This window comes from Duncaniella muris, from assembly GCF_003024805.1.
GTDB lineage: Bacteria > Bacteroidota > Bacteroidia > Bacteroidales > Muribaculaceae > Duncaniella > Duncaniella muris.
Map to the genome: position 1 here is coordinate 63,736 of NZ_PUEC01000007.1, position 14,170 is coordinate 77,905.

Consider the following 14,170-nt stretch of genomic DNA (forward strand, 5'->3'; position numbering starts at 1 on the left):
TTTGCCGCAGTCTCATTCTTCATCGAAAAGCATGACCTCGGTAGGTGTCATGTCATTATAAAATAGCTTATCCCGCTTGATAATAAGTTTAAGATTGTCGGTCAGGTATTGCAGCAACTTTACCATGACACTTCGACCCCGTTTGAACCCGATAGCGGCATAGGAAGCCATGAGAGCTTCCAATACATTCTCGAATCCTTTGATGGGCTTGTCTCCAAAAGCGGCGGCAAGGGCTTCCCGGTGCTGCTCTATGGATAAGTCCATGAAACTCATCCGGGATTTATGTTTGATTTCCCCGTTGAACGAATGGTTTTCAGCCATGACAGGCAATCCGTTGTCATCAACGGTAAAAGCAAAGGGCTTGAACTCTTTTTCGCGGATATGCAATGCGTGGACCTCGCTGATGTTTGGGTTGTCATTGCTTTTGCTGATGACCAATACGGTTTCCGCCTTATTGCTCATCTCCGTGCCGATATGCCCCCGTACATTGTTGTCCCCTTTGTTAAGATGGAGCACACAATGGATATGCAGATCATACAGGGAAGACCACTCCATCATCTTGTTGATGACTTCCACCGATTCACCGGCATTATTGATGTCGAGCATCAGGTCGCGGATGCCGTCGATGATGACCAGACCGTAGCCTTTGTTCTGACGTAGGGCATAGTCAATGACTTCAATACGTACCGCCGGAGTATATTCTCTTAGACAAATGAAGTCGAGGTTCTCGTTATCGGTTTTCGTGGGCAGTCCTGCCAGTCGTAAGATGCGTTCCAAGACCGTATGACAGTGAAAACGGCTTTGTTCCGTATCAACGTACAAGATTCTGCGCTTTCCTTCGGGCAGATGCGCCCGGTAATTCAATACCTGTCGCCCTGCCAACGATGCGGCGACAAGTGCCGAGACATTGAATGTCTTTTTCGACTTGGCCTTACCGGTCGAAGCACTGAAATTGCCAAGCGTGGCTATCGTTGAATTGTCTATCCAGATGATTTGCGGGGGCGTTTCGTAGGTATCGGTCGCCCTGATCTGGGAAGCGGCAAGAATATCCAGCAACTTATGTTCCTCAAGTCCTGCACCTGTGTTATAATCAGTCCTTCTTTCGTTTTCCATAGCGTCTTTGTTTTAAGAATGGTTGTGTCGTTGCAGTTTCGGTCGCCATGCGTATGGCATCGTCTGCAGTCGGTTCATGGTTCTGTAAAAGCCATTCATCCAGTTCTTCCTTGGCAAAGTAAATCATTTTGCCACGCGGCTTGTAATGCGGAATCTCTTTGTTCGCCGTGAGTTTGTACAGCATACTGTCGGAAACCCCGATATACATACAGGCATCCTGAAACGTAAAGACCCGTTTTGTCGAATAAATGCTTTTCTCCAACAAATCCATCCGTTCCAAGATATTTTCAACCGGTTCCAGCTTTTTAAGAACCGATTCAAGGGCGGTGATCCGTTCGCTCATCCGCTCCATGAAAGTTAGTCTGTTCGGCATATGTTTTTAATTAAAGTTTGACAATAGGATTGTGCCTCCGTTATCGACGTGCTGATAACGGAGGACAAAGGTATGATATGCCGATAAAGGAGTGAGAATTATCGGCGTGATACTATGCAAGTATCATTCTAACTCTCACTCTTTTATCTTTCACATGGTGGATTTATTCACACTTTCTTTCAACTGGCTGATGGCTCGTCTGATACTGTAGATGACCGCTGTCTTGTTGTTTCTGACAGCGGAGAGTGCCGATGAAAGATTGGAAGCGGTAATGAACCGTGTGCCGTCCTTGGATTGCAGGAACCGCCCTTTGTCCAGAACAGACTGCCAGCGGGATTGGATGAAGGAATTTTCGAGAAGTGCATCGAAAAGGATAACTACATGACGGAGGTTGTTCACTCGGATATGAAAGCCTTCTTTACAGGAAAAGAGAGCTTCCATATCCTCGATGCAAACCTCTGAAACGCAAAACAGATGATAAGTATTGGCACAAGACACAATACCTGTCATCTGTTCTTGGGTGAAATTGCAGCCGAAAGAAAGCGGCGGGGCTTTTGTCTCCCCATCGGCACGATGCTTGACTGGTGGCGGCAACGGTTCCGACCGATTATAGTGCCACCGCAGCTCCATGCACTTCTCAAAGGAAAAGTCGGCGGCAACAAAAAGAGACTGGATAAGATGAGCACATTCGGTCAGAAGCCCTTTGGCGATGTGGATGTTCATCTCGTGGCAATTTCGGCAAACCACACTATTGCAGTTTATGTAACGGTGGCTGTTGATGAAGTCATCCACATAGCGGCTATACCGCTTGCCATCTGCAATTACATCCTGAAGATAGAGTTCTCTCGCTTCGGAGAGTAACTCAAATAATTCTTCTGCCACATCCTGTTCAGTAGCAAAGTGGGTTAGGTGTTGCTTCCCTTCAAAAAAAGAGAAGACTTTTTACTTTGTTCTTTCATGTTAATTTACTTGTTTATGATTACTATATTAAAAAAGCGTAGTGAACCATTATTTTTACGATTGAAAATAAAACCATGTCGTATAATCGAATGACGACGTATCAACACTGATGGCTATATTAGGATACATCAATTATTTTGTAAGTTTCATCAATATATGACTGTCTGCGTCTTTCAGAAACAAGACAGAATCATTCTTGATCTCAAAAGCTTTTATTACGGGAAGAATGTGCTTCACACTTTCTTCCATAAGTATATCTTCACAAGCCTTTTCCGTAAATGTTGTTTCCGAGAATGTCAATTTACTACCATTAACGGTATATCTACTGGACCCCAAATTGCAGCCGGTATTGCAGGTTATGATTCCTTGATTACCAAATTCAAGTGAATAATCACCCCCATCTGCGACTTGTGAAAGACCTATTGGACAAGAAGTAGCGATACATTTATACTCTATAATCCGCCATTTGCCATAGAGTTCAAAACAGGAATGCTTATCGCAGGAGAACAGCATTATAGATAATGACAAAATTATCAAATACACTAATTTCATATTATTTGCGTTTTATGGTTTGACATTTTCTTATGCTCATTTCTTTTGCATACGCAATCTCTCCATGTGCCCTTATATAGCTAATACATGCCGGACGGTCAGAATTGAAGAGCAACGCAAACACTTTGCTTATAAAGTTGGAATAGATTTTACATTCTCTTACGTCACGCTCACATTCGGCACAGGTATGATAACCTTTGCTTATGCAACATTGGCGGATTTTACACCACGATGCTTTCTCGTTATTCTTGCATCCGGGACATTTTCCGGACAAGAATTTGCGACAAGCACCACAGTATAAACCACAAGCAGCGATGCTATCAGAAGTCGCTATTATCTGTTTCATACAAACCACGATGCACTGAAATGCTTGATTACCGCTATGAGCAACCCTAAAACAACCGCATTGACAAGCACAATCGGAACAGCTTTCTTTTCGTTCTTGGCAATCATAACCACCATAGGCAGAGCCATTAAGACTGATACAATCGGACCAGATAAAAAGTTGCTGACATTCAACTGTGGAAGTGTGGTGTTGAATATAATGAAAGTTACCACCACATACTGGACGAAAGCAGACCAACAGTTTGCCTTATCCATTTTTTTGAGAAACATCGGGAGTGCATCAACGGCTCCGATAACTACTCCGACAAAGATTGTAAATACTAATTCCATTGTTATTATATTTTATGATACAGGAGATGTCGCATTTTATGTAATGCGACATACTCCTGCATCAGATTAAGATCCAATTGTACTATTGGTATTTATTTCCTTGAACTTATTTACCGTTGGAAGACCAATATTCATTGCAGATATAGTAATTAAACTCCAAAGTGTAGCTCGATTCTGCGGGCAGACCCTTATTGAGTCCAGGGTGGAATTGTGGAAGCATACGCGCCACACGAAGGGCTTCGCCATCAAGTGTCTTTCCGGAGCTTTTCACTATTTTGGCATCTTTCACCATTCCGTCTTTAGCAATAGTGAGTTGCACAACTGCATCCATGTTAAGAACACCGTCTTTATAGGCAGTTTCAGGGAATTTTATGTTTTTGTTGATGAAAGCTCTCAATTTGTCCTTGCCGCCGGGAAAGTTAGGCGCGGTTTCAGTCTTGATGAACTGAAGGGTTCCGGGTGCATCAGCCTTTTCGGTTACCACAACATCTGAGTTTCTTTCCGTGATTTGGATTGATTCATCAGATTTTTCCGTAACTTTGTAGTGGATATTGTCCACCGGTGTAGCGGAAGACGCATCGTTAATCACTGCTGACACCGCGGGGGTTGTCAGACCTGCTACTGCAAGTGCCAATGCTGGCACCATGACAAAAGCACGCACACGGGCTATGCCTGTCGGTTTGCTTGATAACATCATAGTTATACGTTTTTTAAGTGAACTGTGATTCAGACAGTTGGAAAGAGTTGCGAACCTTGCTCCAACTGTCTTTTTTATTAAAAACATTTGATATTCCTCTCGTTTAATACCTGAAGCGAGCACACGGCTGTCAGCTTCATATTCGTGGAGGGTATGAAGTTCATTGCGTAAAAGCCATATTGCAGGACAATACCATGTTATGATAATAGCAGCTTGTATCATCAATAGATCAATCCAATGGTGACATTCCACATGTGCTTTCTCATGCCGAACTATCATTGCACCATATTCATACCAGTCTTTTCGTGGCATCATTATGTATCCGCCCCACGCAAAAGGAGCAACGCTATTATGTCGATGCAATACGATATGATTTCCATCACTTTTGATATGTTCTCCCTGTATAATGAAAAGCAATAATCGCACTAACGATACTAAGAAATAGATAATCATCGCACCAATTCCAATCAAATACAACGTGACAATATAATTCCAGACGGGCATTATATGTTCCGTTACAGTCTGAGTTACATTTACAATTTCAGTAGTATTTAGATCTAATACTATATTCTTAGAATCTATATCAACTATGCGTTCGGGTTTAAGAATAAAAGGAGGCAAAATAAAGGCTATGATTATGCTCAACAAGAGAAATATCCTGTTGAAGCGAAAACATCCCGCATTGGCAATAGTACATTTATATACCACCCACACCACAGTTAATAGTGTGCTTGCCAAAAGGGAATATGCCAATAAACTGCCTGTCATAGCTATTTATTTTTGCGATTAGTAATTTGTGCAATGAGTTCCTTTGCGTCTTCATCACTGCAATATTCATTGTTAATAAGGAAATTTACAACATTATGTATAGAATTATCAAAATATCTCCTTATAACATTGCGCAGATTGTGACCGCAATACTCATTACGTTGTATTATTGGAATATATACAAATCCATTATTTTCAGCCCGATGTTCAAGATACCCCTTTTGTTCAAGGAACTTTACAAAGGTTGCAACCGTGGTCCGACTTGGACGCGGCTCATCATGAAGTTCAACAACCTCCCTGACAGAAAGTGCACCTCTGTCCCAGAAGTAGTTCATCACATATTCCTCTCGTTCTGTTAATGGTTTCATATCAATATTCATTTTTATTAGTGGTCTAAATAAATTAGACGTATTGATAACGCAAAAATAGTCTAAATATTTTAGACAACAAAATAATTTCAGTCGAAAATGCTGTGATTTTTCCAAAAAGCGAATTGCGTGCGACTATTAAGTCACTGATGAACAAGCTACCAATATTAGACTCAAGGTCTTATTTAGGCCTTAAAAGTAGAGCCAACATATTTGATTTTAGATCATTCACAATTTCAGAAGATATTATTTTTCGGTCATAACTATATCCAATTTGCATAGTGCCATTTAATGTGGCAACTCCAAGAACAATGTAACTGCCCGGAGCTTTGGGCGCAAAGAATACCAAATCACGAATGCTATAAGAACCTATCTGAGTATCAAAGTTCAATCGTCCCAGGTTAGATACAGCCGTAGATGAAGGATTGTCAATTGAAAACATTGAAGCAACCTTTTTCGCGACTTTATCATCACACTCCCCATAAGCAGCAAAATACATCGCATCAATAAGTAAAGGATTCATAGATGCATAGGCATTTAGTATAAGCCATTGCGCTCTGGTTGAATCCATTTTAGATTTGATTTTCTTCTTTATATGAATAGCATTTTGCCAAAAGTCTTTTTTAGGATTATACTTATATGCAATTGTAATGGCCGAAGCAAAATTGCCTAAGCTGCTGTCTGCTGAAAACGAAAGTTGTTTCCGTATATCTATCGGAATCCCGACTACCATTTTTTTGTTATTGATGAATGTTTCTTGCATAGCTCCAATAAATGCCGTAACAATTGCATCATTTATTGTTATGCCGTGTATTTTACAAGCATTGTACAAAGAGTTCATATCAACTTTGTTTATGGTTGAGTACGACAAAGCAATATCTGTTAACTGATGGTACTTATTGAACATCTCCCGGTATTCCGCTTCACCAAAACGTTGCTGCTGACCTTTAGACCACTTTGAATTTAGTGAACGCAGAAGCAATTTTACAGGAAAAGAAAGTTTAGCTTTTTGTGGAAAATCACTTTGTTTTGAGATGAGCTGTTGTTCTTTTAAGGGCAAATTATTTCCAGCATAAACAAACACTACATCCCTCAATAATCTTGCAATAGCGTTACCGTCACCTAATAGATGATGACATACAGCCAGAATATCAAAACCAGTCTCAGTGTAGAATACAAAAAAACGTATGAGTGGACCTGTTTCGCAATTAAAAGGCTTTTTATTCTCGGACTCGGCAATTTCCAGCCATTGATTTGAATGTTCACTTTTAATAAAATGCAATTCGAGCTGATGAACAGTGTTTTCCTGATAAAATGCCTCTCCCTCATTATTCATGCAAATGGATGAATAAAGTAGCGAGTGAACGCTTCTTAATTTAAGCAATGTATTTTTAAAACGTAATTCATCCAAGTGACCGTCAACGCTTAGTTTCATCAGAACCGTAAGTGACGGATTACGCAGAAGGTGACGTTCCGTAAATATTCGAATATTAGTTTGCATGCTCTTTATCTTGATTAATCCTGCAAAGGTAAAGAGACCGAAACTATCAATTCTTGACTTATGTCAATCCTATGGATTTTTATCTAACTTTTTTCTTATTCTACTTAGCGTTTCGGGAGAAATGCCCAAAGTGGATGCGATGTGTTTTAAGGGAATCTCTTTTTCTATGTCTGGATAATCGTTTAATAATTCAATGTATCTTTCCTCAGCGGTATCGAAATACAGTGCTAAAGCAATATTACGCCAACCAAACATAGAACGCTCCGCAATGGTCGTCCTTAACTTTTGCGTATCTATATTCGTGTCGAATAATTCCATCATCTGTTCGTAATTAAACAAAACAATCTCATAATCCTCCATTGCTTGAATACAAAGTTCAGCATTTGTTCTTTTCAAGAACGAATGGTAATCTCCGATAAACGGAAAAGATTTATTGAACCAAAGGGTACGTTCATTACCTTCTTTGTCTATTTTGTAATATCTAAATTTCCCGGAATCTACATATCCCATGTATCTGACCGGACAGCCCTGCATCTGAAAATGTTCACCTTTCTTGATTTGGATGTTTTTCAGACGCTTGGTGTATTCGAGCACATCTGCATTGTTTATATTCAAACTACATAGAAGATTAATTAATCCGTTCATATACTTTATCTTTTCTGTTTATTTCTATACATTCAAAATGTAGCACTTCTACTTTTTCCTTCATAGGGAGTGTAAGAAATGCCTTAGGAGTATGACCAGAAAACCTTTTTACCTCTCTATATAAATGAGAAGCATCATAATATCCCGCTTGGATAGCAACAAACAAAAGATTATTGAATGAAGTATTAGGTTTCAAAAGATGTATAGCATTCCAAAACTGAACAATTCGACTATATTCTTTTGGGGAATAACCTGTATAAAACTTAAACTTGCGCTCAAATTGTCTTAGGCATAAGCATACTTCTGTTGCCAATTCCTTAATCGAAACAATTCCTTTCTGTCTGCGAATCAAGGAAACAACATGAGATATTTGCTTTTCTGTGCCCATGCTGTTTTTGTACAGTTGTCTAACCAATTCATGTTCAATACAACCAATCGGATTTTGATTTTCAGAGAGTTGATATATAAAAGATTGACTAAACAGAGCAGGGAACTCGTGACTGTCTAATCCTTGATTCATAAATTGGGAAAGTGGGATCTTTATGAATCGAGAAAGTCCGCACGGCTGAAAACGTACCCCTATAATATGAATGAAGTTTTTCTGAGTGACCAATTCCGTAAATGTATTCATTGGACCGAAAAAATAGGAATGATACGGTCTCATTATCAGGTCACTACTGGTGCAGTCTGTGGCATTCCCCACGTTGAAAACAAAGTCGGAACAACCATGAGGTGGAATGTTGAATTTCATTCCACTTCTTGTTTCTCCTTTATATTCCCAATAGCGATCTATAAAAGGAGCTAATAAGCTACATGGCGAATATTCTTTATACATATTACAAATGTCGGTATAAACTATGATTCTAAGGAATATTAGTGATTATTTTTTTGCCTTGACTGTTAATTCCGATAAACCAATGATGAATATGATAGATAGAAAGTATAAACACACTCAAAAAGTAAATATGTTCCGATGTCCACAATAGTGGAACACTTGAACTAAAATGACTAATTATTCCCACATACGCTATGTATATAGATAAAGACATAAATGCTATCAATAGAGATGCCTTAGCATGGCCTATTCCAGAGACTGCACTAAAAAATACGAATGTAGGTACAGCTATCAAGTAAGAGGTGAGCATAACCTTTAATGTAGGTATCGCATCAAACACCAATGCAGTATTGTCACTATAAATCCGTAAAATAGATTCTGGGAAAAGAGCGAACAGCACTATTATTGGCAAAATAATCATGTAACATAAAAGCATTACTTTTTTGCATACATATAGGAAAGGGCTGCTTTTATCTTCTCCTATGAGATTCCCAACTAATGAACTGACAACAGATGCAGATGCTTGTACGAAAAGAAAAAGGAAAGACGAAATGTTTCTAACAACATTAGTAATCGCCAGTGACCTTTCCCCGAAATGCTCTATTGTGATAAAAAAAACGAACCAACTGCCAAATACTAACCCATTTTGCAGCATCATCAAAACAGAAACAGAGAGTATCTTTTTTAATACTCTACAATCTATGGCAAATCGCCATTTGACTCTATATTTGCACGTGCTTGCATTCTTTTGGGTATATATCATGAAATAAATTGCTGCGACAGCTTCGGAAATGACAGATGCAATGGCTGCTCCGGAAATTCCTAATGCTGGAAAACCTAATGCTCCAAATATTAAGATATAATTTAGAATAACATTGACTGCTACCATCGTTATGGAATTGAGCATTAGTGCAGATGTGTGTATTATTCCGATATAAAAGGCTCTAAACATGATAATTGTAAAAGAAAACAAGAAACCATAGATTCTCCAGTCAAGATAGAGCATAACTGTTTGGAATACGGATTCAGAATCTATAATCGACCTTAATATAATAGGCGAAATTATAGAAGTAATCAATATTATCATTATCGCTAACATTAACAAAAAAAGTGTTCCTTGAGAAAGAATTTTCCCTGCTTCCTTATACTGCCTGTTTCCATTATATTGAGCTATCAAGATTTGAGTTCCGATGCTGAACCCAAATCCAATCATATATATAATCAGGTAATAAGTGCTGGCGATAGCCGATGCCGCCAATTCGGTTTCTCCAACCCTACCTAAATAAGCTGTATCAGTAAAACCTATCAAGTATTCCATTAATAAACTAACAAATACAGGTAAGCTGGTTTTATAAATTGATATATAGGAAATATTCATACTAACTTCATTTATCCGGCAAAGTTACTTCACTTGACCTATATTAAATTGTATAAAAACGACATTGCTGCTTTTTACATGACATCTTACAATACAGCATTTTTCAATAGTTGGGATAACCCAATGGCGATCCCAACTAAAATGACCCGATTTACAATGACTTACTTATCGCCGTAAAGTCCGATGCGGTTGCCGACAGGATCTGCAATGATGGCGAAATAGCCCCAGCCATCCACTTGAATCTTGGTCTTGGGAGTGACGAGTGTTGCGTCGTTGTCAATCGCCGTTTTCACATCGGCATCCAAGTCCTTTGCTTTGAGATATACCAGTACGCCTCCTTCGGACGGTCCAAAACCGGGGAACGAAGGCGCGGATGAGATAGAACACACGCTTTTTCCGTCTTTCATTAGACACGCCATTCTCTCGTCGCCGAATTGCGACACCTCCAGCTCCTCACCAAAGAGTGCCTGATAAAATGCCACCGACTTGTCGAAGTCATTGGTGGGAATTTCAAAAAATGCAATCATACTTATTGTTATTTTATTAGTACGCTGCAAAGTTACAGCGACACGACAGCCTATGATAGTAAAAACCGGACATTCTATTCCTTGGGTACATTTTAATGCCCTTTATCGTCTGAATTATAACTTTTCTGCAACTTGTCACTAAAAGATTCTCTGAATGCAATCCGTAATCCGTTCAGGAAAGACTCGTTGATGTATATTGATGAAGTCGGACATTTGTCAGCGCATAACCGGCATTGGATACAGTTTAGTTCATCCGTTGGCAATACTTTATCCGTTTTTGTGAAGATGTGCATCGGGCATACTTTGACACATTTTCCACAATTCACGCATGAGGAGGCATTGAGAAACACTACCTTGTCACCGAAAACCAAATCGGCCACATTATGGCGTATCGGGATGCCGTCCGAATACCCGATAACCGGATTTCTGTGAACGGAAGCCAATGGGTGCAGTTTCCAGTGGAGTCCTTTTGCAAACAGCCGTGCCTTGAACATATCCAGCTCATTCGGTCTGGCTTTATTGTATCCATTCATCAGCACCCAAGGGCCTGTACGGTCAAAACCACGGCAAGAAAACTCACCGGCTATAATTCCGCCTTTTCTTTCGATGATTTTCTTCAGGGGTTTATGATATGCCCCCAAGAATGGACGGCAGCGGGTGGAAAATATGAAAACATTTTTCCTATCAAGATTTTGCTGCGAAACAAATCTTTGAAGCCGGATATCGTGAGCTGCAAAGTTTATTGCGGAGCCGAAGCCAATCAAATCGTATCCCGACAGGTCTATTGTCGGAGTGTTGTCCACTGATACCAGTTCGGCGGACAGTGCGTCAGCCATACTTTGTGCAATCTTCAGCGTATTGCCTTTGTATGACGAGCGATATAATATTATCGTTCTCATCTTGAAATGGATATTTTTGTTTCGGGGGTTCCGGGACCACCATTCACACCCTTGTAGCCAACAAACATCAAGGTAGTAGTATCAAAATAATAGTCACAGCTCCAGAAAACTGACATGAAACCGGTTAGACAGACTTCGATTTTGACGGTGTTCCTACCGTCTAATTTCTCAACACCCTTCTTGGTAGCCGACATGGTGTAGAGCTTGATGTTGTCAGGGCGAAAACACTCGTATTCCAACGAATTACCATTTTTTAAGGTCAGCCCCGCATTGTATGCGATATTTTGATACCACGGTTTGCCGTTGCTTTTAACTGTCTTAGAGATTGGTTTGCCGTTGAACTTACCCGATATAGAATATTTGCCGTTTTTTAAGCTGACAGTTAAGTTAGTATTTGAAACAGGGTTGATTATTTTCCAACTTTCGGTCTTATACGCATTGTCCAAAATATACTCATGCCTTTCGTTGCCTTGAACTGTATTCAGATATATCTTCCCGTCTTTGTGTTCCTCCGACCATTTGACAGACGTTTTTGTCTTGCCGCAAGTAGAAATGTAATTCCTTTCCTGCGCCATAACAAAGACTGCAAGAAACAGCGTCAGTGCTATTACGATTATATGCTTCATAGCTTGCTGTCGTCAAAGATGAAATCAACATACTTGGAAATCATTGCTTCCATTCTGCTCCACGCTTCCGGCCGGCTGAAATCTATGCCGTTCAGTTTGGGGTACTGTCTTGTGAAAAGTACAATGTAATTGATTGCGGATATGATTATGGCAACGGACATATCGTTGTCGTTACCTATATCCAGACTTTTGTTTAATTCTTCCTGCAATTTATAGCCGATGCGTTCCCTTTCTTCGAGGATTCCCTTGAACGATGAATGACCGGATAATTCCCATACCAGAAGTTGCTGCATGAGAACATTCTCTTTCAGATAATGAAGTTGCCGGAAAAGCACGTCTTTGACAATCTGCCTTATATCCCACTTTTCGGACTGTTTGATGGAATCTATAAACTCCGAATAGGCAAATGAATAATAGTCGTGCCGTTTTGCCCATTCGACGAGCAGACCATCCAATCCGCCAAAATAGCGATAAATCAAAACTTTATCGCATCCGGCTTGACTGGCGATGCGGTTTACCCCGATTTTGGTAAATCCGTCATTCTCTATGATATGGCTCACTGCATCAAGCAGCCTTTTCTCTGTTTCTTTCAATTTTATTTTGGTTAATGTCACTAAATGGTGACAAAATTATAAAAATAATCGGTGACAACCAAATCGAAATCTATATCAGTGTAATTTTCAGAACGTAAAATAGTCGGAAACAGGAGCGCAACGGGATATGTACTCCTTTGGGGTGTAACCGGTGAATAGCCTAAATTCCTTTATCATGTGTGATTGGTCCGTATAACCACATTCGTATGATAGCTGGGCAAAACCGATTTTCGGATTATGCTGTAATATGGATAAGGTGCGTTGCAATCTGATGATGCGCAGGAAATCCTTTGGGGTAGTCCCGATATGTTCTGAAAAGACACGGCAAAATTGCTTTTCACTCAGGCACGCTATGTCAGCAAGTCCCTTGATGTTTGTCTGGACAGAATTGCTTATGTGACGCACCACGTTGGAAAGCCTCGGTATATTGTAGCTATTCCCCAGTAGTGCGCGGTTTAATAGGAAATTTTCAATTAAAGTAACGGCTTTTTCAAGATTGTCGGCATCACCCATTTTCCCTGCCAAATCCTGCAACTCAATGTCCTCCATATCATATATGGAAATGTTCCTATTGCAAAACAGACTGACGGGGATATGAAAAAACATCTTTGCCGTGTGTGGTTGAAACACAGTCACTATCATTTCGATGTTTCCCGTGGAAATGACATCTGTAAAGCTGGTTTCTTGTCCGCTTATAAAACAGCGTGGCTGTAAGTCATTCTGACTTACAACTTTCAGTCTTTCACCACAATGAAATACAAGCGACATACACCCCGTCGGCAAAGTGCGCTGCGACACCATGCCGGGTGAACTATCCTGCAATACCCAATAATACCGCACAAACGGTTTCAGCGCAGGAGAGGGATGTATGATCTTGAATGTTTGCATCCTGCAAAATTATAACAGGGCTATTTATTCCGATAGTAAAAAATGGACATTAAAGCCTACGGAATATTTATATTTTCTCGTGCGCAAAATCGCCATCAATATATATGGTTGCGTCCTCGCCTACAAACTTGATTAGAGTATAGTTCGGATCGGTAGCACCTCCGGGGAAATGATTTATCAGCCACTCCTGCCACATCTCTTTTCGGATTTTATCATCGCTGACAATTTCCGCTATGCCACGCAGAGCGACACTATCACCATAAAAATAATAGCTTACTCCTGCTTTGGAATTAGTCTTGAGGTCATTTATTTTCACGGATGCGGCATCAGTTGCCATCCAAATCTCGTTACACCCGTTGGTTTTAATTTTCTTAATTGGTACAGGGCGTGGAAAACCATCCTCATTTATAGTGGCAAGTGTGACCTCATTGCATTGCGCAAGTAAGTTGACAGCTTTTTCTACAAGGCTTCTTTTGTCTTTTTCTTTCCAGCGTTTAAGCGTTGGGAAAATCTTACGCATTTGTGCCTTTGCCTGTTCCGGAGTGAGATCCCAACCTGTTTCTTTGTTTATCTGGTCAGTAAACTGCACACAAAATTCAATCATCTGGCTCATATTGAAGTCTTGGAGAAATACTCCATCCTTGTAACAATAGCCACAATAATCCTCACTTATGTTGCAGTCAGCATTAGTTCCGGGGTTAGCAGGATTAAGAGGCATCCCGCAACTCTGACAAATTTTTTGTTCCATATATCAATTTATTAAAACATTTTT

18 protein-coding genes are annotated in these 14,170 nt (G+C 40.0%); all 18 read right to left on the reverse strand.

The features are described 5' to 3' along the window. Positions 1 to 12: 12 nt before the first annotated feature. Positions 13 to 1,113, reverse strand: coding sequence for an AAA family ATPase (locus tag C5O23_RS04425; RefSeq protein ID WP_107031739.1), 1,101 nt, complete (start codon positions 1,111 to 1,113; stop codon positions 13 to 15). Beyond that, on the reverse strand, positions 1,091 to 1,465 hold the full coding sequence (locus C5O23_RS04430) for a helix-turn-helix domain-containing protein (protein ID WP_458692840.1): 375 nt from the start codon (positions 1,463 to 1,465) through the stop codon (positions 1,091 to 1,093). The genes C5O23_RS04425 and C5O23_RS04430 overlap by 23 nt, the downstream gene beginning before the upstream one ends. Before the next feature lie 171 nt (positions 1,466 to 1,636). Beyond that, complete coding sequence (locus tag C5O23_RS04435) at positions 1,637 to 2,368, reverse strand: hypothetical protein (protein WP_107031741.1); 732 nt, start codon at positions 2,366 to 2,368, stop codon at positions 1,637 to 1,639. 210 nt (positions 2,369 to 2,578) lie between these two features. Then, positions 2,579 to 2,998, reverse strand: a complete 420-nt coding sequence (locus tag C5O23_RS04440; RefSeq protein WP_107031742.1) for an META domain-containing protein — start codon at positions 2,996 to 2,998, stop codon at positions 2,579 to 2,581. A gap of 1 nt (position 2,999) precedes the next feature. After that, entirely contained in the window at positions 3,000 to 3,344 is a 345-nt protein-coding gene (locus C5O23_RS14515; RefSeq protein WP_107031743.1) for a DUF3795 domain-containing protein, read from the reverse strand. Then, entirely contained in the window at positions 3,341 to 3,673 is a 333-nt protein-coding gene (locus tag C5O23_RS04450) for a hypothetical protein (protein WP_107031744.1), read from the reverse strand. Before C5O23_RS04450 ends, C5O23_RS14515 begins: the two co-directional genes overlap by 4 nt. 106 nt (positions 3,674 to 3,779) lie before the next feature. Further along, positions 3,780 to 5,138 carry a M56 family metallopeptidase gene (locus tag C5O23_RS04455; protein ID WP_107031745.1) on the reverse strand — a complete coding sequence of 453 codons (1,359 nt, stop codon included), beginning with the start codon at positions 5,136 to 5,138 and terminating at the stop codon, positions 3,780 to 3,782. A gap of 2 nt (positions 5,139 to 5,140) precedes the next feature. Further along, positions 5,141 to 5,506 (reverse strand): BlaI/MecI/CopY family transcriptional regulator, encoded by a 366-nt coding sequence (locus C5O23_RS04460; protein WP_107031780.1) that lies wholly within the window; start codon positions 5,504 to 5,506, stop codon positions 5,141 to 5,143. A gap of 181 nt (positions 5,507 to 5,687) precedes the next feature. Beyond that, positions 5,688 to 6,941 carry a condensation domain-containing protein gene (locus C5O23_RS04465; RefSeq protein ID WP_240597659.1) on the reverse strand — a complete coding sequence of 418 codons (1,254 nt, stop codon included), beginning with the start codon at positions 6,939 to 6,941 and terminating at the stop codon, positions 5,688 to 5,690. Between the two features lie 135 nt (positions 6,942 to 7,076). Continuing rightward, a complete protein-coding gene (locus C5O23_RS04470; protein WP_107031747.1) occupies positions 7,077 to 7,652 on the reverse strand; it encodes a Crp/Fnr family transcriptional regulator in 576 nt (191 codons plus the stop codon). Next, positions 7,636 to 8,487 (reverse strand): AraC family transcriptional regulator, encoded by an 852-nt coding sequence (locus C5O23_RS04475; RefSeq protein ID WP_107031748.1) that lies wholly within the window; start codon positions 8,485 to 8,487, stop codon positions 7,636 to 7,638. Before C5O23_RS04475 ends, C5O23_RS04470 begins: the two co-directional genes overlap by 17 nt. A 28-nt stretch (positions 8,488 to 8,515) precedes the next feature. Further along, on the reverse strand, positions 8,516 to 9,865 hold the full coding sequence (locus tag C5O23_RS04480; RefSeq protein WP_107031749.1) for an MATE family efflux transporter: 1,350 nt from the start codon (positions 9,863 to 9,865) through the stop codon (positions 8,516 to 8,518). A 161-nt stretch (positions 9,866 to 10,026) separates the two neighbouring features. After that, positions 10,027 to 10,392, reverse strand: coding sequence for a VOC family protein (locus tag C5O23_RS04485; protein WP_107031750.1), 366 nt, complete (start codon positions 10,390 to 10,392; stop codon positions 10,027 to 10,029). Between the two features lie 92 nt (positions 10,393 to 10,484). Next, positions 10,485 to 11,291 (reverse strand): flavodoxin domain-containing protein, encoded by an 807-nt coding sequence (locus tag C5O23_RS04490; protein ID WP_107031751.1) that lies wholly within the window; start codon positions 11,289 to 11,291, stop codon positions 10,485 to 10,487. Then, entirely contained in the window at positions 11,288 to 11,917 is a 630-nt protein-coding gene (locus C5O23_RS04495) for a hypothetical protein (RefSeq protein WP_107031752.1), read from the reverse strand. Before C5O23_RS04495 ends, C5O23_RS04490 begins: the two co-directional genes overlap by 4 nt. Continuing rightward, the gene (locus C5O23_RS04500; RefSeq protein WP_107031781.1) at positions 11,914 to 12,516 is read right to left on the reverse strand and encodes a TetR/AcrR family transcriptional regulator; all 603 of its coding nucleotides are present in this window, start codon (positions 12,514 to 12,516) and stop codon (positions 11,914 to 11,916) included. Before C5O23_RS04500 ends, C5O23_RS04495 begins: the two co-directional genes overlap by 4 nt. An 81-nt stretch (positions 12,517 to 12,597) precedes the next feature. After that, entirely contained in the window at positions 12,598 to 13,398 is an 801-nt protein-coding gene (locus tag C5O23_RS04505) for an AraC family transcriptional regulator (RefSeq protein WP_107031753.1), read from the reverse strand. Between the two features lie 67 nt (positions 13,399 to 13,465). After that, positions 13,466 to 14,146, reverse strand: coding sequence for a zinc ribbon domain-containing protein (locus tag C5O23_RS04510; protein ID WP_107031754.1), 681 nt, complete (start codon positions 14,144 to 14,146; stop codon positions 13,466 to 13,468). Positions 14,147 to 14,170: the final 24 nt, after the last annotated feature.